We start from the raw sequence: 23,857 nt of genomic DNA, 5'->3' as shown, positions 1-23,857 counted from the left end.
GGACGCGGAGGGCGTGGACGGCCGGGGCGGCGAGGGACCCTCGACCGGCGGCCAGTCGGTCGCCGACCTGCTCGCGCGCCTGCAGGTCCAGCCGTCCGAGGGCGGCCGCCGTCGCCGCCGCGACGGCTGAGCTGGGAGCTTCCTCACATTGGGCCGGGCCCGCCGATCGACTACAGTTTGAATGACCGAACGGTACCCACGCGGTGGGACCGGAACGAAGGAAGAATCTGTGAGGTCGTCTGCGATGGGGCAGTTCGACGGTCTGCGCCCGGCCAGGCTCAAGGTGGGAATCATCTCGGCCGGCCGGGTCGGCACCGCGCTGGGCGTGGCGCTGGAGCGTGCCGACCACGTCGTGGTGGCCTGCAGCGCCATCTCCCGGGCGTCCCGGCAGCGGGCGCAGCAGCGGCTGCCCGACACCCCGGTGGTGCCGCCGCCGGACGTGGCGGCCGCGGCCGAGCTGCTGCTGCTGGCGGTGCCCGACAACGAACTCGCCGGCCTGGTCTCCGGGTTGGCCGCCACGTCGGCGGTGCGGTCCGGCACGATCGTCGCCCACACCTCCGGCGCCAACGGGGTCGGCATCCTCGCGCCGCTGACCCGCGACGGCTGCATCCCGCTCGCGATCCACCCGGCGATGACGTTCACCGGCCCGGACGAGGACATCAGCCGGCTGCCCGACACCTGCTTCGGCATCACCGCGGCCGACGACGTCGGCTACGCGATCGGGCAGTCGCTGGTGCTGGAGATGGGTGGCGAGCCGTTCTGCGTGCGCGAGGAAGCGCGGGTGCTCTACCACGCCGCCCTGGCGCACGCAGGCAACCACCTGGTGACGGTGCTCGCCGACGCGCTCGACGCGCTGCGGGCCGCGCTGCGCGGCAGTGAACTGCTCGGGCAACAGTCCGTCGACGACGCCCCGGGCGGCATCGCCGAACGCATCGTCGGGCCGCTGGCCCGGGCCGCGCTGGAGAACACCTTGCAGCGCGGGCAGGCCGCGCTGACCGGCCCGGTCGCGCGCGGTGACGCGGCCGCGGTCGCCGGGCACCTGGCAGCGCTGCAGCGGGTCGACCCCGAACTGGCGCAGGCGTATCGGGTCAACGCCCTGCGGACCGCCCGCCGCGCGCACGCCCCCGCGGACGTCGTCGAGGTGTTGGCCGGATGAGACCCACCAAGCCGCCCGCCTTCAAGGCCGGCGAACTCAACCTGTACTCGCGGCCCCGCGACGTCACGGACGTCTGCCGTGCGCTGCGCCACACCGGCCGCCGGGTGATGCTGGTGCCCACCATGGGCGCGCTTCACGACGGCCACCTCACCTTGGTGCGCGCCGCCAAGCGGGTGCCCGGATCGGTGGTGGCGGTGTCGATCTTCGTCAACCCGCTGCAGTTCGGCGCCGGCGAAGACCTCGGCGCCTACCCCCGGACCCTGGACGACGACGTGGCGCTGCTGCGCGCCGAAGGCGTCGAAATCGTGTTCGCGCCAACGGCGGCGGCGATGTACCCCGACGGTCTGCGCACCACCGTGCAGCCCGGTCCGCTGGCGGCCGACCTCGAGGGCGGTCCGCGACCGACCCACTTCGCCGGCGTGCTCACCGTGGTGTGCAAGCTGCTGCAGATCGTGCGCCCCGATCGGGTGTTCTTCGGGGAGAAGGACTATCAGCAGCTGGTGCTGATCCGGCAGATGGTCGCCGACCTCAACATCGACGTCGCGGTGGTCGGCGTGCCGACCGTCCGCGAAGCCGACGGGCTGGCCATGTCATCGCGCAACCGCTACCTCGACCCGGAGCAGCGCGAGGCGGCCGTGGCGGTGTCCGCGGCGCTGACGGCGGCGGCGCACGCCGCGGACGCGGGGGCCGGGGCCGCGCTGGACGCGGCGCGCGCCGTGCTCGAGGCGGTGCCCGAGCTCACGGTCGACTACCTCGAGCTGCGCGACGCGAACCTGGGGCCGTTAAGCGCCAACAGAACCGGCCGGCTGCTCGTTGCCGTCCGGCTGGGCGGCACCAGGCTGCTGGACAACATCGCGATCGAGATCGAGACTTCGCCGGCACCCGTGGGGCCGGACGGATATCGGGACACCCATGAATCATCTTGGAGGAACTGATGCTACGGACGATGCTCAAATCGAAGATCCACCGCGCCACCGTCACGCAGGCCGACCTGCACTACGTCGGCTCGGTGACCATCGACGCCGACCTGATGGACGCCGCCGACCTGCTCGAGGGCGAGCAGGTGACCATCGTCGACATCGACAACGGCGCCCGCCTGGTCACCTACGCGATCACCGGGGAGCGCGGCAGCGGAGTGATCGGAATCAACGGCGCCGCAGCGCATCTCGTCCATCCCGGCGACCTGGTGATCCTGATCGCCTACGGGACCATGGAGGAGGCCGAGGCGCGTTCGTACCGGCCGCGGATCGTGTTCGTCGACGCCGACAACAAGCCGATCGACCTGGGTCACGACCCGGCCTTCGTGCCCGATGACGTGTCCGCGGCCGCCGAGCTCCTGGATCCCCGAATCGTCGCGCGGTAGCCGTGCTGCTCGCCATCGACGTCCGCAACACCCACACCGTCGTGGGGCTGATCTCCGGGTCCAAGGAGCACGCAAAGGTCGTGCAGCACTGGCGGATCCGGACCGAGTCCGAGGTGACCGCGGACGAGCTGGCGCTGACCATCGACGGCCTGATCGGCGACGACTCCGAGCGGCTCACCGGCGCCGCCGGCCTGTCCACCGTCCCGTCGGTGCTGCACGAGGTGCGGATCATGCTCGACCAGTACTGGCCGTCGGTGCCGCACGTGCTGATCGAGCCGGGCGTGCGCACCGGCATCCCGCTGCTCGTCGACAACCCGAAAGAAGTGGGCGCCGACCGAATCGTGAACTGCCTGGCGGCGTTTCACCGATTCCAAAGCGCCGCCATCGTCATCGACTTCGGTTCGTCCATCTGCGTGGACGTCGTGTCGGCCAAGGGGGAATTCCTCGGCGGTGCGATCGCCCCGGGCGTGCAGGTCTCCTCGGATGCCGCCGCGGCGCGCTCCGCCGCCCTGCGTCGGGTGGAACTCTCCCGCCCGCGTTCGGTGGTGGGCAAGAACACCGTCGAATGCATGCAGGCGGGAGCGGTATTCGGGTTCGCCGGCCTGGTCGACGGCCTGGTCGGGCGCATCCGCGAGGACGTGGACGGATTCGCCGGCGAGGATGTCGCGGTGGTGGCGACCGGGCACACCGCGCCCCTGCTGCTGCCCGAGCTGCACACGGCCAGCCATTACGACCAGCACCTGACCCTGCAGGGACTGCGGCTGGTCTTCGAACGCAACCGGGACACCCAGCGCGGCCGGCTGAAGACCGCGCGCTGACATTTCGCCGCCGAGATTGCCCCAGTGGTCGTGGCTGCGACCGGAACAACGACCATGACGGCAATCTCGGCGGGCCGCCAGTAAGAGCGGCCGCCGCGAGGTCATTTAAGCTGGCACGTCGTGAGTGACGCCAGCGAGGATGCAGCCGCAGACCTGCCCGAGCAGTTCCGCATCCGCCGGGACAAGCGCGCCCGGTTGCTGGCCGAGGGCACCGAACCGTATCCGGTCGCGATCGAACGCACCCACACCCTGGCGCAGGTTCGCGCCGACCATCCCGACCTGCCGGTCGACACCGCGACCGACGATGTCGTCGGCGTCGCCGGCCGGGTGATCTTCGCGCGCAACTCGGGCAAATTGTGCTTCGCGACACTCCAGGAGGGCGACGGCACCAGCCTGCAGGTGATGCTCAGCCTCGACAAGGTGGGCGCCGAATCGCTCGACGCGTGGAAGGCCGACGTCGACCTGGGCGACATCGTCTACGTGCACGGCAACGTGATCAGCTCACGCCGCGGCGAATTGTCCGTCCTCGCCGATTCCTGGCAGCTGGCGGCGAAGTCGTTGCGGCCGCTGCCGGTGGCGCACAAGGAGATGAGCGAAGAGGCGCGGGTGCGGCAGCGCTACGTCGACCTGATCGTGCGTCCGCAGGCCCGCACGGTGGCGCGGCAGCGGATCGCCGTGGTCCGCGCGATACGCAACGCGCTCGAACGGCGCGGGTTTCTCGAAGTGGAAACGCCTATGTTGCAGACGCTGGCGGGTGGTGCGGCGGCGCGGCCGTTCGTCACGCATTCCAATGCCCTCGACATCGATCTCTACCTGCGCATCGCGCCGGAACTGTTCCTCAAGCGCTGCGTCGTCGGCGGTTTCGACAAGGTCTTCGAAGTAAATCGAGTGTTCCGAAACGAAGGCGCGGATTCCACGCATTCTCCGGAATTTTCCATGCTGGAGACCTACCAGGCGTACGGAACCTATGACGATTCGGCAGTCGTCACGCGCGAGCTTATTCAAGAGGTCGCCGATGAGGCGATCGGAACCAGACAACTACCGCTGCCCGACGGGAGTGTCTACGACATACACGGAGAATGGGCGTCGATTCAAATGTACCCGTCGCTGTCGGCGGCACTCGGCGAAGAGATCACGCCGCAGACGCCGGTCGAGCGGCTCTGGGCCATCGCCCACCGGCTGGGGGTCGAGATTCCCGAAGATCGCGGCTACGGCCACGGGAAGCTGGTCGAGGAGCTGTGGGAGCACACCGTGGGCGACACGCTTACCGCGCCCACCTTCGTGCGGGACTTCCCGGTCGAGACAACGCCTTTGACGCGTCAGCACCGCAGCATCCCCGGTGTGACCGAGAAGTGGGACCTCTATGTGCGGGGTATCGAACTGGCCACCGGGTACTCCGAGTTGAACGACCCCGTCGTGCAGCGGGAGCGGTTCGCCGCGCAAGCCCGCGCCGCCGCGGCCGGCGACGACGAAGCCATGGTGCTCGACGAAGATTTTCTCGCCGCCCTCGAGTATGGGATGCCGCCCTGCACCGGAACGGGAATGGGTATCGATCGCTTGTTGATGTCATTGACCGGACTGTCAATTCGGGAGACAGTTTTGTTCCCGATTGTTCGGCCGCACTCCACTTGAAAAGTGCAACTGTGCACCTCGCGGCCGGATTGAGTATGCTGCCTTGTTATGGCAGATTGATGACCGGGGAGGCTCACCCAATCTGCTCGGCAACTGCTCAGGACGAAATGCGAGGATAAGCTAATGGCGAAAAAAGTGACCGTCACCTTGGTCGATGATTTCGACGGTGCCGGCGCAGCCGACGAAACGGTCGAATTCGGACTTGACGGGGTTACCTACGAGATTGACCTTTCGTCCAAGAATGCGGCGAAACTACGCAACGACCTGAAGCAGTGGGTGGAAGCCGGTCGCCGGGTCGGCGGGCGGCGGCGCGGGCGTTCGGGCTCCGGGCGCGGCCGCGGCGCGATCGACCGTGAGCAGAGCGCGGCGATCCGCGAGTGGGCCCGGCGAAACGGCCACAACGTGTCGACGCGCGGCCGCATCCCGGCCGACGTCATCGACGCGTTCCACGCGGCGACCTGACAGACCTCGAACCGGCGCCCGGGCCGCACAGGCCGGGGCGCCGGTTTGTCTTTTCGCTGGCGGCGAAAACATCGGTCGTGACTCGGGGAAACGAATTGGCACGCCGCCACGTTGGTTCAGTTACGGCGCTGTGATCACAGGGGAGATCGCCCGAAACGGGCCGGCGGGCCTTTCAGCAGCAGGGAACCGCAAGGTTATGCCCCCTGGCAGGCCGACCATTACAGTGGATGGCAGGTATGCAATACCGGCCCGACGGGGACCGGTTGGCCATTCAGAGGCTAGTACCGATGGTGAGGGAGAGCAGGTAACCACCGATGTTTGAACGTTTTACCGACCGTGCCCGCAGGGTCGTCGTCCTGGCGCAGGAAGAGGCCCGGATGCTCAACCACAACTACATCGGCACCGAGCACATCCTGTTGGGTCTTATCCACGAGGGCGAGGGCGTCGCGGCGAAGTCGCTGGAGTCGCTGGGCATCTCGCTCGAGGGCGTCCGCAGCCAGGTCGAGGAGATCATCGGCCAGGGCCAGCAGGCGCCGTCGGGGCACATCCCGTTCACGCCGCGCGCCAAGAAGGTCCTGGAGCTGAGCCTGCGTGAGGCGCTGCAGCTCGGCCACAACTACATCGGCACCGAGCACATCCTGCTCGGGCTCATCCGCGAGGGTGAGGGCGTGGCCGCCCAGGTGTTGGTGAAGCTGGGCGCCGAGCTGACCCGGGTGCGCCAGCAGGTCATCCAGCTGCTGAGCGGCTACCAGGGCAAGGAGGCCGCCGAGGCCGGCACGGGCGGGCGGGGCGGAGAGTCCGGCTCGCCGTCCACGTCGTTGGTGCTCGACCAGTTCGGGCGCAACCTGACGGCCGCGGCGATGGAAGGCAAGCTCGACCCGGTCATCGGGCGCGAGAAGGAAATCGAGCGCGTCATGCAGGTGCTGAGCCGGCGCACCAAGAACAACCCGGTGCTGATCGGCGAGCCCGGCGTCGGCAAGACCGCCGTCGTCGAGGGCCTCGCGCAGGCGATCGTGCACGGCCAGGTGCCGGAGACGCTGAAGGACAAGCAGCTCTACACGCTGGACCTCGGCTCGCTGGTGGCCGGCTCCCGCTACCGCGGTGACTTCGAGGAGCGCCTGAAGAAGGTGCTCAAGGAGATCAACACCCGCGGCGACATCATCCTGTTCATCGACGAGCTGCACACGCTGGTCGGTGCCGGCGCCGCCGAGGGCGCGATCGATGCGGCCAGCATCCTCAAGCCGAAGCTGGCCCGTGGGGAACTGCAGACCATCGGCGCCACCACCCTCGACGAGTACCGCAAGTACATCGAGAAGGACGCCGCCCTGGAGCGCCGCTTCCAGCCGGTGCAGGTGGGGGAGCCGACGGTGGAGCACACCATCGAGATCCTCAAGGGGCTGCGGGACCGCTACGAGGCGCACCACCGGGTGTCGATCTCCGATGCGGCGCTGGTGGCCGCCGCCACCCTGGCCGACCGCTACATCAACGACCGGTTCCTGCCGGACAAGGCGATCGACCTGATCGACGAGGCGGGCGCGCGGATGCGGATCCGCCGCATGACCGCGCCGCCAGACCTGCGCGAGTTCGACGAGAAGATCGCCGACGCGCGCCGGGAGAAGGAGTCCGCGATCGACGCGCAGGACTTCGAGAAGGCCGCCAGCCTGCGCGACCGGGAGAAGCAACTGGTCGCCCAGCGGGCCGAACGCGAGAAGCAGTGGCGCTCGGGTGACCTCGACGTGGTCGCCGAGGTCGACGACGAGCAGATCGCCGAGGTGCTGGGCAACTGGACCGGCATCCCGGTGTTCAAGCTGACCGAGGCCGAGACCACGCGCCTGCTGCGCATGGAGGACGAACTGCACAAGCGGATCATCGGCCAGGAGGACGCGGTCAAGGCCGTCTCGAAGGCGATCCGCCGCACGCGCGCCGGGTTGAAGGACCCCAAGCGCCCGTCGGGTTCGTTCATCTTCGCCGGCCCCTCCGGTGTCGGCAAGACCGAGCTGTCCAAGGCGCTGGCCAACTTCCTGTTCGGCGACGACGACGCGCTCATCCAGATCGACATGGGCGAGTTCCACGACCGGTTCACCGCGTCGCGGCTGTTCGGCGCCCCGCCGGGATACGTCGGCTACGAGGAGGGTGGCCAGCTCACCGAGAAGGTGCGGCGCAAGCCGTTCTCGGTGGTGCTGTTCGACGAGATCGAGAAGGCGCACCAGGAGATCTACAACAGCCTGTTGCAGGTGCTCGAGGACGGCCGGCTCACCGACGGCCAGGGCCGCACGGTGGACTTCAAGAACACCGTGCTGATCTTCACCTCGAACCTCGGTACGTCCGACATCTCCAAGCCGGTCGGTCTGGGCTTCACCCAGGGCGGCGGTGAGAACAACTACGAGCGGATGAAGCAGAAGGTCAACGACGAGCTGAAGAAGCACTTCCGCCCGGAGTTCCTCAACCGCATCGACGACATCATCGTCTTCCACCAGCTGACCAAGGACGAGATCATCCGGATGGTCGACCTGATGATCACCCGGGTCGGCAACCAGCTCAAGGCCAAGGACATGGCTATGGAGCTGACCGACAAGGCCAAGGCGTTGCTGGCCAAGCGCGGCTTCGACCCGGTGCTGGGTGCCCGCCCGTTGCGGCGCACCATCCAGCGCGAGATCGAGGACCAGCTCTCCGAGAAGATCCTCTTCGAGGAGGTCGGACCGGGACAGATCGTCACGGTAGACGTGGACAACTGGGACGGCGAGAGCGCCGGCGAGGACGCGGTGTTCACCTTCACCGGCGCCCGCAAGCCGCCGGCCGAGCCGGACCTGGCGAAGGCCGGAGCGCACGCGGCCCCGGAAACGCCGTAGCACGACAGCAAACGGGCGGCTAACCCATGACGGGATTAGCCGCCCGTTTCGCTGTGTGCGGCGCCCCGCCGTCACGGCATTGACCCTCGGTCTACACTGACCTCGTCCTGACGGGCAACGGAATCTGGTGAAATTCCAGAACGGTCGCGCCACTGTCGATAGTCAGACCCATCGCCCGTCATCACCCAGCGGGGACGCGTGCATCCCCGGAAGGAGTCAACCCATGTCCGAGCCTCGGATAACCGCCACCCGGCCGGTCGACTTGTCGGCGGCCAGCGCCGCGGTCTGGCTGTCGGCAACGACCTTCCTGGCGCTGTTGGCGCTGTATTTCGTCGGCATCGACCAGTGCGCGGTGTCGCTGTTCGGCGGCGACGCGCACGTGCACGAATTCCTGCACGACGCTCGGCATCTGCTCGGCTTCCCCTGCCACTGATCGCGTGGAAAAGCGTCTGATCGGACGCGGCCTGCTCGCCGGTGCAATCGGCGCGGTGCTCGCGTTCGCCTTCGCGCGCCTGTGCGCCGAGCCGGTGATCGGCCGCGCGATCGCTTTCGAAGAGGGACGAGTCGACGCCGAGAACGCCCACGGCGTGCACGAGCACGGCGCCGAGCTGTTCAGCCGCGGCGTCCAGTCCGGCGCCGGGTTGGGTTTCGGTGTGCTCATTTTCGGCGTCGCGATGGGCGCGTTGTTCGGCGTGCTGTTCTGTGTGGTCGCGTCGCGCGTGACAAGCGTTGGGCCACGAGCGCTTTCGCTGCTTCTGGCCGCGGGGGCTTTCGTCGCGGTGTACCTGGTGCCGTTTGCGAAGTATCCGCCGAACCCCCCTGCGGTGGGCCAGGCCGACACCATCGCGGCGCGCACCGGTTGGTATCTGGCGATGGTGGCCGCGTCGGTGGCGTTGGCCGTCGCCGCGGTCTGGCTGGCGCGGCCGCTGACGGCGCGGCTCGGCGCATGGAACGGGCGGCTGCTCGCGGCGGGCGGATACGTCGCGGCGGTTGCGCTGGTGATGGCGCTGCTACCGAGCGTGGACGAGACGCCCGCACCGTTGCGTGACGCATCGGGCGCGATCAGCTACCCGGGCTTCCCCGCCGACGTCCTCTACGAATTCAGGTTGCTCGCCCTGGCCACGCAGCTGGTGCTGTGGGCGGCCATCGGCGTGGTGTTCGCGACGTTCGCCGGGCGCCTGCTGGGGCAGCGCGAAGCGAGCGGACGGGCGTCGAGCGTCGCGGCGTGACGGATGTCGTCCGGCTGACCCTGGTCTCGCACGCGATGACCGACGCCATGGCGGCCACGCGCTTTCCCGACGACGAACCCCTCAACGCCCTGGGCCGGCGACAGGCGCAGGCCGGTGCGGTCGAGTTGTTCCGTGGCGCAAGCCATCTCACCGGCCCCGAGCAGCGTGCCCGCCAAACGGCGGGCCTACTGGGGTTGGCGGCGGCAGCGGATCCACTCCTGGCCGACCTGGACTGCGGTCGATGGCGGGGGAAAAGGCTGCAGGACGTGCCCCCCGGCGACCTGACGGTCTGGCTGACCGATCCCGCCCGGGCGCCGCACGGCGGCGAGTCGATCCTCGACCTGATGCAACGGGTGGGCGGCTGGCTGGCGTCTCTCACCGACAACACGTCGCCCGCCGTGGCGGTGACGCACCCTGCGGTGATCCGCGCCGCCATCCTGCGCAGCCTCGATGCACCCCCGAAGTCGTTCTGGCGCCTGGATATTGCGCCGGCGAGTCGCATCGTGCTGCATTTCCGAAGCGGCCGTTGGACCCTGAGTTTGTAACTGGTCACGGGTTTCGCGGTGTGGCTCGGGCAGCCGAGAGTTGTCGGACCCGACTGCGATGATGGGGCCATGTCCTCGATCGCATCGCCCCCAGCGGAGCTGAGCCCCGCGGAGCGCCTCGACGTGCTGTTCGAGGAGTTGGCGGAGTTGGCCGGGCAGCGCAACGCGATTGATGGGCGCATCGTGGAGATCGTCGCGGAGCTGGATCGTGACGAGCTGTGGGGGAATACGGGTGCGCGGTCGGTTGCGGCGTTGGTGGTCTGGAAGCTGGGTTCGTCGTCGGCCAACGCGCACACGATCGCCACCGTCGCGCGCCGGTTCGAGGAGTTCCCGCGCTGCGCGCAGGGCATGCGGGAGGGTCGACTGTCGCTGGATCAGGTCGGCGTCATCGCGGCGGGCGGCGGTGAGGGATCTGATGAGCATTACGCCCAGTTGGCGCGGGTCGCTACGGTCAACCAGCTGCGCACGGCGATCAAACTGGAGCCACGACCCGAGCCGGATAGTGGGCCTGGACCGCGGCCCTCGATCACCAAGAATTCGGATGAAGACTTCACCTGCTGGCGGATCAAACTCCCGCACCTCGACGCGGCGAAATTCGACGCCGCGCTGGCGTCTCATCGCGATGCGTTGATCGCCGAGTGGAAGCGCGATCACGGCGATCGCGACCACGGCTCAGAGCACGGGCCGCCGTTGCCGGGCACTTTCGAGGCGTTCATGCGTCTGGTCGAGGCCGGGTGGGATGCCGAAGCGGCCCGCCGGCCACACGGGCAGCACACCACGGTCGTGGTCCACGTCGACGTCGAGCGGCGCGCCGCCGCGCTGCACCTGGGTCCGTTGCTCACCGACGCCGAACGCCGCTACCTCGGCTGTGATGCGACGTGTGAGGTCTGGTTCGAACGCGACGGCGGGGTCATCGGTGCCGGGCGGGCGACGCGGACGATCAACCGGCGGCTTCGCCGCGCGCTCGAGCACCGCCAGTCGACCTGCGCGGTTCCCGGTTGTGGTGCCACCCGCGGCCTGCACGCCCACCACATCCGGCACTGGGAAGCCGGCGGCCCCACCGAGCTGGCCAACCTGGTGCTGGTATGCCCCTATCACCACCGGCTGCACCACCGGGGCGTCATCACCATCACCGGACCCGCGGGCGCTCTGACCGTGACCGACGGCCGCGGGCGACCGCTTAGCGCGGGTTCGCTCGCGCGGGTGCCCGATCGGCCCCCGCCCCGGGTCCCGCCGTGCCCCGGGCCCACCGGCGAGCGCGCCGACTGGTGGTGGTACGACCCCTTCCAGCCGCAGCCACCACCAACGCATAACTAGGTGGGTGAGCAGCGCCGCCCTAAGACGGAACCGGTTCGGGCGTAGCGAAATCCGTGGCGCTGCAGGCCAGTCGGCACGGTCTCGAGCGACGATTCGCCGACGCGTCAGGCTACTTGGGAGCGATCAGTGCGAAGGCCTGCTTGGCGATCTGCAGCATCCACCCGGTGACGGTCGGCCCATGGTCGCGCGGCCAGTTGAGCTGGAAGCTGACCACGTACGGCTGCCGCGTTTTGTCGACGGCGTACCAGCTGAAGGTGAGATCACCGGGCAGGCCACCGGCTTTCGCGCCGATGTAGGGCCAGACGTCGCGGTCCAGCTGGATGCCCGACACCGCGGAGAGGATCTCTTTGACCGGTGCGGCCTTGCCGACGGCGTCCGCCTGCAGGGCGGCGTGGACCCGGCAGATGTCCTCGGCGTTGCCGTACCACTCCGCGCCGTACGACGACGCCGGGGTGTGCGCACGAGTCGGATCGGGTTCGTAGGGGGCGGAATTCGCCTGCGCCAGGAGCTGGGCGCGGACTTGCGGCGAGCCGTGCTGCCACTGGCTGCGCAGGTCCGGCTTTCCCCAGCCGACCGAGAACAACTCGTACATGGTCGGGAACGGTGTCATGCTGGCCGGGTCGTGGTGGCCCGCCGTGGCGAGCGCTTCGGAGATGGCGTGTGTGCCCAGCTTTCCGATCAGCAGGTCGGTCGCCATGTTGTCGCTCGTCGCAATCATCTTCTCGGCCGCCGTCCGAACCGAAACCTGCGCGCCGGCGGGCAGCTGCAAACCGGACGATCCCACCGCGCGGCTCTTGTCGGTGACGGTCAGCTGATCGTCCCAGGAGGCCGTCCCGTCCCGGATCGCCCCGGCCAGGGCGTGCAGCACGTACAACTTGAAAATCGATGCGAGCGGCAGGGATTCACCGGTGTTGGTGCCCGCGACCGGGGCGCAGCGGCCATTGTCGACCTTCGCGACCTGGTAGGAGTAGCGCGCGCCCGTCTTGCCCAACACCGCGTCGATGTCGTGCCACGAGTTGATCTTCGGCACCTGCGTGTCGAGGTCGAACCGGTCGACCCAGCCGCCGTCGTCGGTGTGGATGCGAATGTCTTGCCGCGCACCGTAGGAGGACGTCAGGTGCAGCGTGGCCACGCTAGCGCGCAGATCCACCCCGTCGAGCGTGAATGGGCGGTCCCACCAGAGCGCCTCCATGGTGGTCTGCACCGACTTGACCATCTGCGGCGCGGCCAGCGTGCCCACGCCGACCGGCCCGATGGGCCAGTCCGAGTTGAGCATGTCCAGCGTCTGCTGGGCCCGGATACCCGGCGGCGTCCGGACGTCGATCTGCCGGCCGGGATTGGCCGCGTTCGCCTGCGGCGAGGGGGAGGGGGCGCAACCGGGCGCGAACGTCACGACCAACGCGGCGGCGGCGCTCAACGCCACCGCGCGGCGCCGGGCCGAGAACCCGCTAGCCACCCTGCTTGTTGCCGGCAACGTCCATCACAACCTCGAATTCCAGCAGCGAGGCCCCGGTCGCCACCGGGTTGGCCCGCTCGCCGGCGTGGGCCGCAATGGCCGGCCCCTGCGCCCACGCCTGAAACGCCTCTTCGGACTCCCACTGCGTCACGACGAAGTAGCGGTTCTCGCCCTTGATCGGGCGCAGCAGCTGAAACCCGAGGAAGCCGGGCTGGTTGTCGACCGCGTGCGCCCGGTGTGCGAACCGCTTCTCCAGCTCGGGGCCGGCGTCGGCCGGTACTTCGATGGCATTGATCTTCACCACTGGCGGCATGCCGCTAGGCTACCCCTTCGCCCGCCCTGTCCAACTGCAGGGCGGGGCACGCAGGATGGTGACATGGCCGGTGATCTGCTGACTTGCCGCGGGGGGCGGGGCGAGCCGTTGGTGCTGGTGCACGGCCTGATGGGGCGGGGCACCACCTGGTCGCGGCAGCTGCCCTGGCTGAGGCGGCTGGGCGTCGTGTACACCTACGACGCCCCATGGCATCGGGGCCGTGACGTCGACGACCCGCACCCGATCAGCACCGAACGGTTCGTGACCGACCTGGTCGACGCGGTCACCACGCTGGAAACCCCGGTCCGGCTGGTCGGGCATTCGATGGGCGCCCTGCATGCGTGGTGTCTGGCCGCGCGGCACCCGGACCTGGTTTCGGCACTGGTGCTCGAAGACATGGCCCCGGACTTCCGCGGCCGCACCACCGGCCCGTGGGAGCCGTGGCTGCACGCACTTCCGGTCGAATTCGATTCCGAGGCAAAGGTGTTCGACGAGTTCGGGCCCGTCGCCGGGCGGTACTTTCTGGAGGCCTTCGACCGCACCGCCACCGGCTGGCGCCTGCACGGCCACACGGCGCGGTGGATCGAGATCGCCGCCGAATGGGGCACCCGCGACTACTGGCAGCAGTGGCGCGCGGTGCGGGCCCCGGCGCTGCTCATCGAGGCGGGTAACTCCGTGACGCCGCCCGGGCAGATGCGGGAAATGGCCGAAATGCACTTCGCTGCAAAATTTTTGCGTGTCCCGGAAGCCGGTCATTTGATTCACGACGAGGCGCCACGGGTGTACCGGGAGGCCGTCGAATCCTTTCTGGCGCTGCCTGCGCGCGACTGAGTGTCACCCATCCGGCCGCCGATGTGACGAGCGCAAGCACCATATGATAAATTCTTCAATCGTTCGAACATAAATATGTTGTAGTCTTCAGGAGTTCCGGGTGGTGACCGAGCCGCTGTACAAGCTCAAGGCCGAGTTCTTCAAGACGCTGGGGCACCCGGCGCGGATCAGGATTCTCGAGCTGCTCGTGGCGGGCGACAAGTCGGTCGCCGAATTGCTGCCCGAGGTGGGGCTCGAGGCGTCGAACCTCTCGCAGCAGCTCGGCGTCCTGCGCCGGGCCGGCGTCGTCGACGCGCTGCGCGACGGCAACACGATGATCTATTCGATCGCCTCCCCGGACATCGCCGAACTGCTGCTGGTGGCGCGCAAGGTCCTCACCGGGGTGCTCAGCGACCGCGTGGCGATGCTGGAAGGCCTGCGCGCCGGCGGCGCGGGGTAGCGCCCATGGGCTGGATCAGCAAAGCGTTGCGGGTCGGTCGCATCGCCGAACCCGCCCCGCCCGCACCGGAACCGGTGACCGAGCCGCCCGCCGCGGTGCGCGGTTCGCTGCAGATCCGGCACGTGGACGCCGGTTCGTGCAACGGGTGCGAGGTGGAGATCGCCGGCGCGTTCGGCCCGGTGTACGACGCCGAGCGGTTCGGCGCCCGACTGGTGGCGTCGCCGCGGCACGCCGACGCGCTACTGGTGACCGGCGTCGTGACGCACAACATGGCGGGCCCGCTGCGCACCACGATCGAGGCCACGCCGCGGCCGCGGCGGGTGATCGCCTGCGGGGACTGCGCCATCGATCGCGGCGTGTTCGGCGACGCCTACGGTGTGGCGGGCGCGGTCGGCGAAGTGGTGCCCGTGGACGTCGAGATCCCGGGTTGCCCGCCCACCCCGGCGCAGATCGTGGCGGCCCTGCGCTCGGTGACCGGCAAGTGACCGCAACCTTGGCGGCCGGCGCGCCCGCCGCCGGTAAACCTTTGTCCCACAACGGCTCCGCGGCCGTGTGGGCCGGCACGTTGACTTCGCTGCTGGGCGTGGCCGGGGCGGGTGCGGGCGCGCTGGGGATGTTCGGCCGGGCGCGGGAGGTGCGCATCGGATGGTTGCTTCCCCTGTCGGGCGTCCGGCTGGGCCTGGATCCGCTGGCCGGATTCTTCATGGCGATCACCGGGGCGGTCGCGGTCGCGGTCGGGCTGTACGCCATCGGCTACGCACGGCGCGAGCGGCTGGGACCGGCGACTCTTGCGGTCCTGCCCGCCGTCGTCGCGGCGATGCTGGTGGTGCCCGCCGCGGCGTCGGTCACCACCTTCCTGCTGGCGTGGGAGTCGATGGCGGTCGCGTCGTTGGTGTTGGTGCTTACCCACCACACCCAACCGCGGGTTCGCTCCGCCGCGTTGGTGTATGCGGTGATGACCCAGTTGGGCTTCGTGGCGATCTTGGTCGGACTGATGGTGATGTCCGCGGCTGGGGGCGCGGACCGGTTCTCCGATTTGCACCAGATCCCGCAGGGCGCGCGCACCGCGGTGTTCCTGTTGACGCTGGCCGGGTTCGGCTCCAAGGCCGGGCTGGTGCCGTTGCACGCGTGGTTGCCGCGCGCCCACCCGGAAGCGCCGAGCCCGGTTTCGGCGCTGATGAGCGCGGCGATGGTCAACCTCGGCGTCTACGGCATCTGCCGGGTCGACCTGCAGCTGCTGGGCCCGGGGCCGCGGTGGTGGGGGCTGGCGCTGATGGTCGCCGGCGGGGTGTCGGCGCTCTACGGGGTGGTGCAGGCCTCGGTGGCCACGGATCTCAAACGGCTGCTTGCCTATTCGACGACCGAGAATCTCGGGCTGATCACCCTGGCTCGGGGCCGCCACCCTGTTCGCGGCCGCCGGCGCGCGGGCCCAGGCGACGATCGCCGTGGCCGCCGCCCTGCTGCACCTCGTCGCGCACGCGGCGTTCAAGAGCCTCGGGTTCCTCGCCGCGGGTTCGGTCCTGGCCGCGACCGGGCTGCGTGACCTCGACCGGCTGGGCGGCCTGGCCCGCCGGATGCCGGTGACGACAACCCTGTTCGGGGTGGCCGCGCTCGGGGCGTCCGGGTTGCCGCTGGGCGCCGGTTTCGTCAGCGAGTGGCTACTGGTGCAGTCGTTGATCCACACCGCTCGGGAACATTCCGCCGTCCTGGCGCTGACCACGCCGCTGGCGGTCGGCGCGGTCGCGCTCACCGCTGGGCTGGGCGTGGCGGCGATGGTCAAGGCGTTCGGCATCGGATTCCTGGCGCGGCCGCGGTCCGGGCCGGCCGCCCACGCCCGGGAGGCCCCGCGCACCATGCTGGCCGGCATGGCGATCGCGGCGGCGGCCTGTCTGACGGTGGCCGTGGCGCCGGCCGTGCTCTCGCCCGCGCTGCGCTCGGCCGTCGCCGCGCTGCCGGCGGCCCGGACGGTGCCGTTCACGGAACTCGGTGCCGCGGTGCGCCTGCCGGGCCTGCAGGGGTCGATCGCCCCCGGCGCGATCGCCGCCTGCGTCGTGGTGGCCACACTGATCGCGGCGTTGCTGACGCGCTGGCGACGGAGCGGCCGCCCGGCGCCCGCGGCGGCGCCGTTATGGGCCTGCGGCGCTGACGATCTCACCGAGCGGATGCAATACACCGCCACCTCGTTCGCCGAGCCGCTGCAACGCGTTTTCGACGACGTCCTGCGCCCCGACACCGACATCGAGGTCACCCACCCGGTGGAGTCGCGGTACCTGGCCGACAGAATCGTCTACCGCACCAGGATCGCCGACGCGATCGAGGAACGCTGCTACCCGCCGGTGATCCGATTGGTCACGGCCGCCGCCGCCCTGGTGCGGCGCGCCCACACGGGCAGCGTGCACCTGTATCTGGCGTACGGCGCACTCGGTGTGTTGATCGTGTTGGTGGCGGCCCGATGAACGTCGTGTCCTGCGTCGCGGGCGCGGCCCAGATCTTCGCCGTGATGGCCGGGGCACCGCTGGTGGTGGGCCTGACCCGGCAGGTGCGCGCCCGCTGGGAGGGCCGCGCCGGCGCCGGCGTCCTGCAGCCCTGGCGCGACATCGTCAAACAGCTTGGCAAACAACAGATCACCCCGAACGGAACGACGGTGGTGTTCGCGGCCGCACCCGCGATCGTCGCCGGAACGACCCTGCTGATCGCGGCCATCGCGCCGCTGGTCGCCACCGGGTCGCCGCTGGACGGCAGCGCCGACCTGTTCGCGGTGGTCGGGTTGCTGTTCGTGGGCACCGTCGCGTTGACCCTGGCCGGCATCGACACCGGCACCTCGTTCGGCGGCATGGGCGCCAGCCGCGAGATCACCATCGCCGCGCTGGTCGAACCCACCATCCTGCTTGCGGTCTTCGCCCTGTCCATGCCCGCGGGTTCGGCCAATCTCGGTGCGCTGGTGTCACATACGATCACCCACCCCGGGCAGGTGGTGTCGCTGGCCGCGGTGCTGGCGTTCGCCGCCCTGGTGATCGTCATCGTCGCCGAGACCGGACGGCTGCCGGTGGACAACCCGGCCACCCATCTCGAGCTGACGATGGTTCACGAGGCGATGGTCCTCGAATACGCCGGTCCGCGGCTGGCCCTGGTCGAGTGGGCCGCCGGGATGCGACTGACCGTGTTGCTGGCGCTGTTGGCAAACCTGTTCGCGCCGTGGGGAATTGCCGGGGACAAGCCCGGCGCCGTCGCGGTGCTCGTCGGCCTCGCGGCGGTCGCGGCCAAGGTCGCGGTGCTGGCGGCCTCGCTGGCCACCATGGAGGTGTTCGTCGCCAAGCTGCGGCTGTTCCGGGTGCCCGAGTTGCTGGCCGGATCCTTCCTGCTGGCGTTGCTCGCCGTCGTCGCCGCCAACTTCTTCGCGGTGCCGGCATGACGTACGGGACGTTTTCGGTACTCGTCGACCTCGCCGCCGGCGGCCTGCTGCTGGCCGCGGTGCTCATCGTTTGGCGCCGCGACCTGTTGGCGATCATCCGGTTGCTGGCATGGCAGGGCGCCGCGCTGGCGGCCATCCCGGTCCTGCGGGGGGTCTACGACGGCGACGGCGCGCTGATCGGCGTCGGTGCGGCCGTGCTGGTCTTGCGGGTCGTGGTCCTGCCGCGGTTGCTGGCCCGAGCCGTCGGCGCCGAGCCACGGTCGCGCCGCGAGGCCACCCCCTTGGTGAACACGGCGACGTCGCTGCTGATCACCGCCGCGCTGACGCTGGCCGCCTTCGCCGCCGCGCGGCCCCTCGTGAACCTGCAGCCCGCCGCAACCACCAGTGCCGTCCCGGCCGCCGCCGCGGTCGTGCTGATCGCGCTGTTCGTCATGGTCACGCGGCGCCACGCGGTGTCGCAGGCCGCGGGATTTCTGATGCTGGACAACGGAATCGCCGCCACCGCCTTCCTGCTCACCGCCGGGGTGCCGCTGATCGTCGAACTGGGCGCCTCGCTGGATGTGCTGTTCGCGATCATCGTGATCGGCGTGCTGACGGGCCGGCTGTCTCGCACCTTCGGCGGCGCCGACCTGGACGCGCTGCAGGAGCTGCGCGACTGATGACCGCTCCTCTGCTCGCCGCGATCCTGGCCCCGGTCGGCGCCTCGGTCGCCGTCCTGGTCGCCGGATGGCGGCGGTCCACCGCGACGCTGATCGCGCTCTCGGCGCTGACGGTGCTGGCTTGCGGCGCGGCGCTCGCGTTCCGCGTCGGATCGGGCACCCGGTTGGCGCTGGGCGGGCTGCTGCGCCTCGACGCGCTGAGCGTCACCATGCTGATCGTCATCGGAACCGTTGCCGCGCTGGCGACTTGGGCCAGCGTCGGCTACCTCGAGATCGAACTGGAGCGAGGCCACACCGACCCGGCCGGGGCCCGCGTCTACGGCGCCCTGACGGCCGGCTTCCTGGCGGCGATGGTTGTCGCGGTGTGCGCCAACAACATCGGCGTGATCTGGATCGCGATCGAAGCGACCACGGTGATCACCGCCTTCCTGGTCGGGCACCGCCGCACCCGCGGCGCGCTCGAAGCGACCTGGAAATACGTCGTGATCTGCTCGGTCGGTATCGCCGTCGCATTCCTCGGCACCGTGCTGCTGTACTACGCCGCCGAGCACGCCGGTGCACCGGCCGCGGCGGCCCTGAACCTCGACGTGTTGACGGCCCACGCGGGCGGCCTGGATCCCGGCATCGCCCGGCTGGCGGGCGGCCTGCTGCTCGTCGGCTACGGCGCCAAAGCCGGGTTGTTCCCGTTCCACACCTGGTTGGCCGATGCGCACAGCCAGGCGCCGGCGCCCGTCTCGGCGCTGATGAGCGGGGTGCTGCTGTCGGTGGCCTTCTCGGTGGTGCTTCGCCTCGAGCCGATCATCGGCACGGCCACCGGGCCGGCCTTCATGCGGTCGGGCCTGCTGGTGATCGGGCTGGCGACGCTGGTGGTCGCGGCCCTGATGCTGACGGTCGCCGCGGATATCAAACGCATGCTGGCCTACTCCTCGATGGAGAACATGGGGTTGATCGCGATTGCCGCCGCCGCGGGGACGTCGCTGGCCATCGCCGCACTGTTGCTGCACGTCCTCGCCCACGGCATCGGCAAGACGGTCCTCTTCCTGTCCAGCGGGCAACTGCAGGCCACCCACAATTCCACCGCGATCGCCGACATCAACGCCGTGCTGCGACGCTCGCGCCTTCTCGGTGTGTCGCTGGCCGTCGGCGTGGTCGTGTTGCTCGGGCTGCCGCCGTTCGCGATGTTCGCCAGCGAGCTGGCCATCGTGCGTTCGCTCGCCGACGCCCGCCTCACGTGGGTTCTCGCCGCGGCCATGCTCTTCGTCGCGGTCGCCTTCGCCGCGCTGGCACGCAACGCGGGGCGCATCCTGCTGGGCGGCGCGGGTGCCGCACCCGAAATCGTCGTGCCGCGAACGGTCGCCGCGGCGCTGCTCGTCGGCGTCGGCGCATCGATCGCCCTCGGTGTCACCGCCGGCCCGCTCACCGACCTGTTCGCCGCCGCGGCCGCCGGCCTGGGGTTACCGCGATGAAACCTCGGTGGCAGCGCGACCGGATGTCGCAAGCCAGGCTGGACGACACGGCAGAGGAGTTGCTGGGCAACGGCTTTCGCCTGGGCCTGGTGGCCGCCCATGACGACGGCGCGGACCTGCGGGTCGTCTACCTGTTCCTGGCCGGCCGGCCGGACCGTCGGGTCGAGCTGGAATGCGTCGTGCCCAAGCATGAACCCGCGGTTCGCTCCCTGGCCTACCTGTCGTTCCCGGCCGGCCGCTTCGAACGCGAGATGGCGGATCTGTACGGCATCCGGTCCGTCGGGCATCCCAAGGCGCGCCGATTGGTGCGGCACGCCCACTGGCCCGAGGACTGGCATCCCATGCGCCACGACGCGTCGCCCGTCCCGGAATTCGATGGCGCCGGCCACTTTCCGTTCGTCACCGTCGAGGGGCCCGGCGTCTACGAAATCCCGGTGGGCCCCGTGCACGCGGGGTTGATCGAACCCGGCCATTTCCGCTTCTCCGTGGCCGGCGAAACCGTGCTGCGACTCAAGGCCCGGCTGTGGTTCGTGCACCGCGGCGTGGAGAAGCTGTTCGAGGGGCGGCCACCAAACGGCGCAGTCGAGTTGGCCGAACGCGTCAGCGGCGACACCTCCGCCGGGCACGCGCTCGCCCACTGCCTGGCCATCGAGGACGCGCTCGGGGTGGAGCTCCCCGACGAGGTGCACCGGTTGCGGGCGCTGCTGGTCGAGCTCGAACGGCTCTACAACCACGCCGCCGATCTGGGGGCGCTGGCCAACGACGTCGGGTTCGGGATCGCCCACGCCCACACGCAGCGCATCCGCGAACGGCTGCTGCGACTCAACGCCGATGTAACCGGGCACCGGCTGCTGCGGGGAGCGCTGCGCCCCGGTGCGGTGGCGGTCCGGGCGCTGCCCGATGTCGCCGCGTTGCAATCGGTCGCGGCCGACCTCGCCGAAATAACCGAGCTGACCCTGCGGAACACCGTGGTGTACGACCGGTTCGCCGGGACGGCCGTGCTGCACGAAGACGACGCCCGCGCGCTGGGATGCCTCGGTTACGTCGCGCGGGCCAGCGGCGTGCGCACGGACGCCCGGCTCGAACACCCGACCACCGCGCTGCCCGTCACCGAGGTCCGGGCCGCCGCGGGCGACGTGCTGGCCCGCTACACGCTGCGGCGCGACGAATTCGCCGCGTCCACCGAACTGGTCCGTCACCTCACCGAATTACATTATGGCCCAACAGAATACGCCGAGACCATGCCGGCGCCGGGCGCGGCCCGCAGCGGCATCGGCATCGTCGAAGGCTGGCGCGGCACCATCGTCCACCGCGTCGAAATCGACGCCGGGCGGATCTCCCGCGCGAAGATCGTCGACCCATCGTGGTTCAACTGGCCCGCGCTGCCGGTCGCGATGGCGGACACCATCGTCCCGGACTTCCCGCTGGCCAACAAAAGCTTCAACCAGTCCTACGCCGGCAACGATCTCTGATCGGCGGGGCTACCCCTCGCCGAGCAACGCGAAGCGGCCATCGACCGTCCTGGTCACCAGGCCGTCGGCCAGCAGCGAGTCCAGCGCGCGGTCGCGCTGGGCGGTGTCGGTCAGCCACGCGACATCCAGCTCCGCGCGGCTGACCGGGGCGTCGTTGGCGCGCAACACATCCAGCAACCGGCCGCGCACCTGCCGATCCGTTCCGGCGTAGGCCTGCGCCCGGCGCGGCGGTCCCTGGGCGGGGGGATAGCCGGCGTCACGCCACGCGCAGGCGGGCAGCGGGCACAACCCGCAACGCGGCGCCCGCGCGGTGCACACGGTCGCGCCCAACTCCATCAGCGCCACCGAGAACTTCGGCGCCGTCCCGTTGGACGGCAACAGGGCCGCGACGTCGGCGTGGTCCCGCGCCGCCGACGCCGGGCCGCCGTCGGCCAGCCCGCGCACGGCGCGGGCCACCACCCGGCGAACGTTGGTGTCCACCACCGGAACCGGTTGGCGGTAGGCGAAACAGGCGATGGCGCGCGCGGTGTAGCCGCCGATCCCGGGCAGGGTCAGCAGGGTGTCGACGTCGTCGGGAACCACGTCGTGGTGGTCGCGGGCGATGACGGTCGCGCATTCGTGCAAACGCTTGGCCCGCCTCGGATAACCGAGCTTGCCCCACGCGCGCAGCACGTCGGCGGCGGTGGCGGCGGCCGTGGCGGACGGCGTGGGCCAGCGCCGCACCCACTCCGACCAGATCGGGAGCACCCGCGACACCGGCGTCTGCTGCAGCATGAACTCGCTGACCAGGATCTGCCAGGCGCTGACGCCCGGCTCGCGCCAGGGCAGGTCGCGGCGGGAACCGTCGTACCAGTCGAGAAGGTTGGTAACTGATATGCGTTCCGGGCCGTTTACCGGCGAATGCGGCATGATGTCAGCCATGCCTAACACCAGCCCGGTAACCGCGTGGAAAGCACTCAAAGAGGGTAACGAGCGATTCGTCGCCGGGAAGCCCCAGCATCCCAGCCAGAGCGTCGAACACCGGGCCAGCCTGGCCAGCGGGCAGAAGCCCACCGCGGTGGTGTTCGGCTGCGCCGACAGCCGGGTGGCGGCCGAGCTCATCTTCGACCAGGGCCTGGGTGACATGTTCGTGGTGCGCACCGCCGGCCAGGCCATCGACTCGGCGGTGCTGGGCTCCATCGAGTTCGCCGTGACGGTCCTCGACGTGCCGCTGATCGTCGTCCTGGGCCACGACAGCTGCGGTGCCGTCAAGGCGGCCCTGGGCGCGATCGACGACGGCGCAATACCGTCCGGCTTCGTGCGCGACGTGGTCGAACGGGTCGCGCCGTCCATCCTGATGGGCCGCCGCGACGGCCTCAGCCGCGTCGACGAGTTCGAGGAACGGCACGTGCGCGAAACGATCGCCCAGCTCATGTCCCGTTCGAGCGCGATCGCCGAGCGGGTGGCCGCCGGCACCCTGGCGGTAGCCGGTGCCACCTATCACCTGGCGGACGGGCGGGCGGCCCTGGTCGACCACGTCGGCGACATCGGGGAATAGGGGCCCGGCGGGCGGGGTTAGCGACCGCTTTTCGGCCCGCCACTAACACGGCGGTCAGCCAGCAAACACCGCGACACGCCGGGGCGGGTCAGGCAACTCGACGTGACCTGGGCCTACGCTGCAAACGTGCTGGATCTGGAACCGCGTGGCCCGCTACCTACCGAGATCTATTGGCGGCGGCGTGGCCTGGCCGTGGGCGTCGCGGTCGTCGTCGTAGGGATCGTGGTGGCCGCGGTCATCGCCTTCATGGGGCACACCGGGGGCGCCAAGCCCGCCAGTGCCGACAAGCCGAATTCCGCTCAGAGCAAGCCCGGTTCGCCCGCGCCGCAGGCGCCTCCGCCCGCCGCGCCGGGGGAGCAGCCCGTCCCGGTGGCCCCGCAGCAGGGGCAGAACCCGGAGATGCCCACCCCGACCGCGGCGGTGCAGCCGCCGCCGGTGCTGAAGGAGGGCGACGACTGCCCGGACTCGACGCTGGCGGTCAAGGGTCTGACCAACGCGCCGCAGTACTTCGTCGGCGATCAGCCCAAGTTCACCATGGTCGTCACCAACATCGGCCTGGTGTCCTGCAAGCGTGACGTGGGGGCCGCGGTGCTGGCCGCCTACGTGTACTCGCTGGACAACAAGCGGCTGTGGTCGAACCTGGACTGCGCGCCGTCCAACGAGACGCTGATCAAGACCTTCACCCCGGGCGAGCAGGTGACGACCGCGGTGACGTGGACGGGGATGGGTTCGGCGCCGCACTGCCCGCTGCCGCGGCCGGCGATCGGTCCGGGGACCTACAACCTCGTCGTGCAGCTGGGCAACCTGCGTTCCCAGCCGGTGCCGTTCATCATGAACCAGCCGCCCCCGCCGCCGGGCCCGGTGCCGGGGCCGGGTCAGCCGGCCGCCGCCCCGCCGCCCG

24 protein-coding genes and 1 pseudogene are annotated in these 23,857 nt (G+C 70.1%); 22 read left to right on the top strand and 3 right to left on the bottom strand.

What is annotated here, in order from left to right; translation table 11 throughout:
- From HMPREF0591_RS34625 to HMPREF0591_RS01210, 12 genes are all read left to right on the top strand, one after another.
- A partial coding sequence (locus HMPREF0591_RS34625; RefSeq protein WP_425270147.1) for a hypothetical protein occupies positions 1 to 130 on the top strand: 130 nt, incomplete at its 5' end.
- 114 nt (positions 131 to 244) lie between these two features.
- Positions 245 to 1,156: a Rossmann-like and DUF2520 domain-containing protein gene (locus HMPREF0591_RS01260; RefSeq protein WP_007166566.1), complete on the top strand. Its 912-nt coding sequence runs from the start codon at positions 245 to 247 to the stop codon at positions 1,154 to 1,156.
- A complete protein-coding gene (gene panC / locus HMPREF0591_RS01255) occupies positions 1,153 to 2,091 on the top strand; it encodes a pantoate--beta-alanine ligase (RefSeq protein WP_007166565.1) in 939 nt (312 codons plus the stop codon). The genes HMPREF0591_RS01260 and panC overlap by 4 nt, the downstream gene beginning before the upstream one ends.
- On the top strand, positions 2,091 to 2,519 hold the full coding sequence (panD, locus tag HMPREF0591_RS01250) for an aspartate 1-decarboxylase (protein ID WP_007166564.1): 429 nt from the start codon (positions 2,091 to 2,093) through the stop codon (positions 2,517 to 2,519). The genes panC and panD overlap by 1 nt, the downstream gene beginning before the upstream one ends.
- Before the next feature lie 2 nt (positions 2,520 to 2,521).
- The gene (locus HMPREF0591_RS01245) at positions 2,522 to 3,337 is read left to right on the top strand and encodes a type III pantothenate kinase (RefSeq protein WP_007166563.1); all 816 of its coding nucleotides are present in this window, start codon (positions 2,522 to 2,524) and stop codon (positions 3,335 to 3,337) included.
- A gap of 120 nt (positions 3,338 to 3,457) precedes the next feature.
- Positions 3,458 to 4,969, top strand: coding sequence for a lysine--tRNA ligase (gene lysS / locus HMPREF0591_RS01240; protein WP_007166562.1), 1,512 nt, complete (start codon positions 3,458 to 3,460; stop codon positions 4,967 to 4,969).
- A gap of 123 nt (positions 4,970 to 5,092) precedes the next feature.
- The gene (gene lsr2, locus HMPREF0591_RS01235) at positions 5,093 to 5,431 is read left to right on the top strand and encodes a histone-like nucleoid-structuring protein Lsr2 (RefSeq protein ID WP_003875617.1); all 339 of its coding nucleotides are present in this window, start codon (positions 5,093 to 5,095) and stop codon (positions 5,429 to 5,431) included.
- 314 nt (positions 5,432 to 5,745) lie between these two features.
- Positions 5,746 to 8,280, top strand: a complete 2,535-nt coding sequence (gene clpC1 / locus HMPREF0591_RS01230; protein ID WP_007166561.1) for an ATP-dependent protease ATP-binding subunit ClpC — start codon at positions 5,746 to 5,748, stop codon at positions 8,278 to 8,280.
- A gap of 223 nt (positions 8,281 to 8,503) precedes the next feature.
- Positions 8,504 to 8,713: a CbtB domain-containing protein gene (locus HMPREF0591_RS01225; RefSeq protein WP_007166560.1), complete on the top strand. Its 210-nt coding sequence runs from the start codon at positions 8,504 to 8,506 to the stop codon at positions 8,711 to 8,713.
- Between the two features lie 4 nt (positions 8,714 to 8,717).
- Positions 8,718 to 9,509, top strand: a complete 792-nt coding sequence (locus HMPREF0591_RS01220; protein ID WP_007166559.1) for a CbtA family protein — start codon at positions 8,718 to 8,720, stop codon at positions 9,507 to 9,509.
- On the top strand, positions 9,506 to 10,054 hold the full coding sequence (locus HMPREF0591_RS01215) for a histidine phosphatase family protein (protein ID WP_007166558.1): 549 nt from the start codon (positions 9,506 to 9,508) through the stop codon (positions 10,052 to 10,054). Before HMPREF0591_RS01220 ends, HMPREF0591_RS01215 begins: the two co-directional genes overlap by 4 nt.
- A 69-nt stretch (positions 10,055 to 10,123) precedes the next feature.
- On the top strand, positions 10,124 to 11,371 hold the full coding sequence (locus HMPREF0591_RS01210) for an HNH endonuclease signature motif containing protein (RefSeq protein WP_007166557.1): 1,248 nt from the start codon (positions 10,124 to 10,126) through the stop codon (positions 11,369 to 11,371).
- A gap of 109 nt (positions 11,372 to 11,480) precedes the next feature.
- On the opposite strand, the gene HMPREF0591_RS01205 is transcribed toward HMPREF0591_RS01210, so the two are convergent.
- Positions 11,481 to 12,845 carry a serine hydrolase gene (locus tag HMPREF0591_RS01205; RefSeq protein ID WP_040620871.1) on the bottom strand — a complete coding sequence of 455 codons (1,365 nt, stop codon included), beginning with the start codon at positions 12,843 to 12,845 and terminating at the stop codon, positions 11,481 to 11,483.
- Positions 12,820 to 13,140, bottom strand: coding sequence for a mycobilin-forming heme oxygenase MhuD (gene mhuD / locus HMPREF0591_RS01200; RefSeq protein ID WP_007166555.1), 321 nt, complete (start codon positions 13,138 to 13,140; stop codon positions 12,820 to 12,822). Before mhuD ends, HMPREF0591_RS01205 begins: the two co-directional genes overlap by 26 nt.
- Before the next feature lie 63 nt (positions 13,141 to 13,203).
- Between mhuD and HMPREF0591_RS01195 the strand changes: the two genes are divergently transcribed.
- The 8 genes and pseudogenes from HMPREF0591_RS01195 (at position 13,204) to HMPREF0591_RS01160 (ending at position 21,419) form a co-directional block, all read left to right on the top strand.
- Positions 13,204 to 13,971, top strand: coding sequence for an alpha/beta fold hydrolase (locus HMPREF0591_RS01195; protein WP_007166554.1), 768 nt, complete (start codon positions 13,204 to 13,206; stop codon positions 13,969 to 13,971).
- Positions 13,972 to 14,071: 100 nt separating this feature from the next.
- Positions 14,072 to 14,410 carry a lsr2/espR transcriptional regulator gene (locus HMPREF0591_RS01190; RefSeq protein ID WP_007166553.1) on the top strand — a complete coding sequence of 113 codons (339 nt, stop codon included), beginning with the start codon at positions 14,072 to 14,074 and terminating at the stop codon, positions 14,408 to 14,410.
- A 5-nt stretch (positions 14,411 to 14,415) separates the two neighbouring features.
- On the top strand, positions 14,416 to 14,895 hold the full coding sequence (locus tag HMPREF0591_RS01185; RefSeq protein ID WP_007166552.1) for an NADH-quinone oxidoreductase subunit B family protein: 480 nt from the start codon (positions 14,416 to 14,418) through the stop codon (positions 14,893 to 14,895).
- A gap of 41 nt (positions 14,896 to 14,936) precedes the next feature.
- Positions 14,937 to 16,866 (top strand): annotated as a pseudogene (locus HMPREF0591_RS01180) (proton-conducting transporter transmembrane domain-containing protein).
- A gap of 5 nt (positions 16,867 to 16,871) precedes the next feature.
- Positions 16,872 to 17,822, top strand: a complete 951-nt coding sequence (locus tag HMPREF0591_RS01175) for a respiratory chain complex I subunit 1 family protein (RefSeq protein WP_040621615.1) — start codon at positions 16,872 to 16,874, stop codon at positions 17,820 to 17,822.
- Complete coding sequence (locus tag HMPREF0591_RS01170) at positions 17,819 to 18,481, top strand: hypothetical protein (RefSeq protein WP_007166548.1); 663 nt, start codon at positions 17,819 to 17,821, stop codon at positions 18,479 to 18,481. The genes HMPREF0591_RS01175 and HMPREF0591_RS01170 overlap by 4 nt, the downstream gene beginning before the upstream one ends.
- Complete coding sequence (locus tag HMPREF0591_RS01165) at positions 18,481 to 19,947, top strand: proton-conducting transporter transmembrane domain-containing protein (RefSeq protein ID WP_007166547.1); 1,467 nt, start codon at positions 18,481 to 18,483, stop codon at positions 19,945 to 19,947. The genes HMPREF0591_RS01170 and HMPREF0591_RS01165 overlap by 1 nt, the downstream gene beginning before the upstream one ends.
- Positions 19,944 to 21,419 carry a hydrogenase large subunit gene (locus HMPREF0591_RS01160; RefSeq protein WP_007166546.1) on the top strand — a complete coding sequence of 492 codons (1,476 nt, stop codon included), beginning with the start codon at positions 19,944 to 19,946 and terminating at the stop codon, positions 21,417 to 21,419. The genes HMPREF0591_RS01165 and HMPREF0591_RS01160 overlap by 4 nt, the downstream gene beginning before the upstream one ends.
- A gap of 9 nt (positions 21,420 to 21,428) precedes the next feature.
- Here HMPREF0591_RS01160 and HMPREF0591_RS01155 read toward each other — a convergent pair whose 3' ends face one another.
- Positions 21,429 to 22,340 carry an HhH-GPD family protein gene (locus HMPREF0591_RS01155; RefSeq protein ID WP_040620868.1) on the bottom strand — a complete coding sequence of 304 codons (912 nt, stop codon included), beginning with the start codon at positions 22,338 to 22,340 and terminating at the stop codon, positions 21,429 to 21,431.
- On the opposite strand from HMPREF0591_RS01155, the gene HMPREF0591_RS01150 reads away from it, so the two are divergent.
- Both HMPREF0591_RS01150 and HMPREF0591_RS01145 read left to right on the top strand, forming a co-directional pair.
- Positions 22,339 to 22,956, top strand: coding sequence for a carbonic anhydrase (locus HMPREF0591_RS01150; RefSeq protein ID WP_007166544.1), 618 nt, complete (start codon positions 22,339 to 22,341; stop codon positions 22,954 to 22,956). The two genes, HMPREF0591_RS01155 and HMPREF0591_RS01150, sit on opposite strands and share 2 nt — an antisense overlap.
- A 126-nt stretch (positions 22,957 to 23,082) precedes the next feature.
- Positions 23,083 to 23,857, top strand: a 775-nt coding sequence (locus HMPREF0591_RS01145) for a hypothetical protein (protein ID WP_085981546.1), incomplete at its 3' end; no start/stop codon positions are given.

Origin of the sequence: Mycobacterium parascrofulaceum ATCC BAA-614, assembly GCF_000164135.1 — a bacterium.
Classification (GTDB): domain Bacteria; phylum Actinomycetota; class Actinomycetes; order Mycobacteriales; family Mycobacteriaceae; genus Mycobacterium; species Mycobacterium parascrofulaceum.
The sequence above is the reverse complement of the archived record's forward strand: the minus strand, read 5'-3'. Positions and strand labels throughout refer to the sequence as shown.

Bases quoted from the DNA above. Each gene is read 5' to 3' on its own strand.
- HMPREF0591_RS01260 (WP_007166566.1), top strand. From the start codon at position 245: ATGGGGCAGTTCGACGGTCTGCGCCCGGCCAGGCTCAAGGTGGGAATC.
- panC (WP_007166565.1), top strand. From the start codon at position 1,153: ATGAGACCCACCAAGCCGCCCGCCTTCAAGGCCGGCGAACTCAACCTG.
- panD (WP_007166564.1), top strand. From the start codon at position 2,091: ATGCTACGGACGATGCTCAAATCGAAGATCCACCGCGCCACCGTCACG.
- lsr2 (WP_003875617.1), top strand. From the start codon at position 5,093: ATGGCGAAAAAAGTGACCGTCACCTTGGTCGATGATTTCGACGGTGCC.
- clpC1 (WP_007166561.1), top strand. From the start codon at position 5,746: ATGTTTGAACGTTTTACCGACCGTGCCCGCAGGGTCGTCGTCCTGGCG.
- HMPREF0591_RS01225 (WP_007166560.1), top strand. From the start codon at position 8,504: ATGTCCGAGCCTCGGATAACCGCCACCCGGCCGGTCGACTTGTCGGCG.
- HMPREF0591_RS01210 (WP_007166557.1), top strand. From the start codon at position 10,124: ATGTCCTCGATCGCATCGCCCCCAGCGGAGCTGAGCCCCGCGGAGCGC.
- mhuD (WP_007166555.1), bottom strand. From the start codon at position 13,140: ATGCCGCCAGTGGTGAAGATCAATGCCATCGAAGTACCGGCCGACGCC.
- HMPREF0591_RS01195 (WP_007166554.1), top strand. From the start codon at position 13,204: ATGGCCGGTGATCTGCTGACTTGCCGCGGGGGGCGGGGCGAGCCGTTG.
- HMPREF0591_RS01185 (WP_007166552.1), top strand. From the start codon at position 14,416: ATGGGCTGGATCAGCAAAGCGTTGCGGGTCGGTCGCATCGCCGAACCC.
- HMPREF0591_RS01170 (WP_007166548.1), top strand. From the start codon at position 17,819: ATGACGTACGGGACGTTTTCGGTACTCGTCGACCTCGCCGCCGGCGGC.
- HMPREF0591_RS01165 (WP_007166547.1), top strand. From the start codon at position 18,481: ATGACCGCTCCTCTGCTCGCCGCGATCCTGGCCCCGGTCGGCGCCTCG.
- HMPREF0591_RS01160 (WP_007166546.1), top strand. From the start codon at position 19,944: ATGAAACCTCGGTGGCAGCGCGACCGGATGTCGCAAGCCAGGCTGGAC.
- HMPREF0591_RS01150 (WP_007166544.1), top strand. From the start codon at position 22,339: ATGCCTAACACCAGCCCGGTAACCGCGTGGAAAGCACTCAAAGAGGGT.
- HMPREF0591_RS01155 (WP_040620868.1), bottom strand. From the start codon at position 22,340: ATGGCTGACATCATGCCGCATTCGCCGGTAAACGGCCCGGAACGCATA.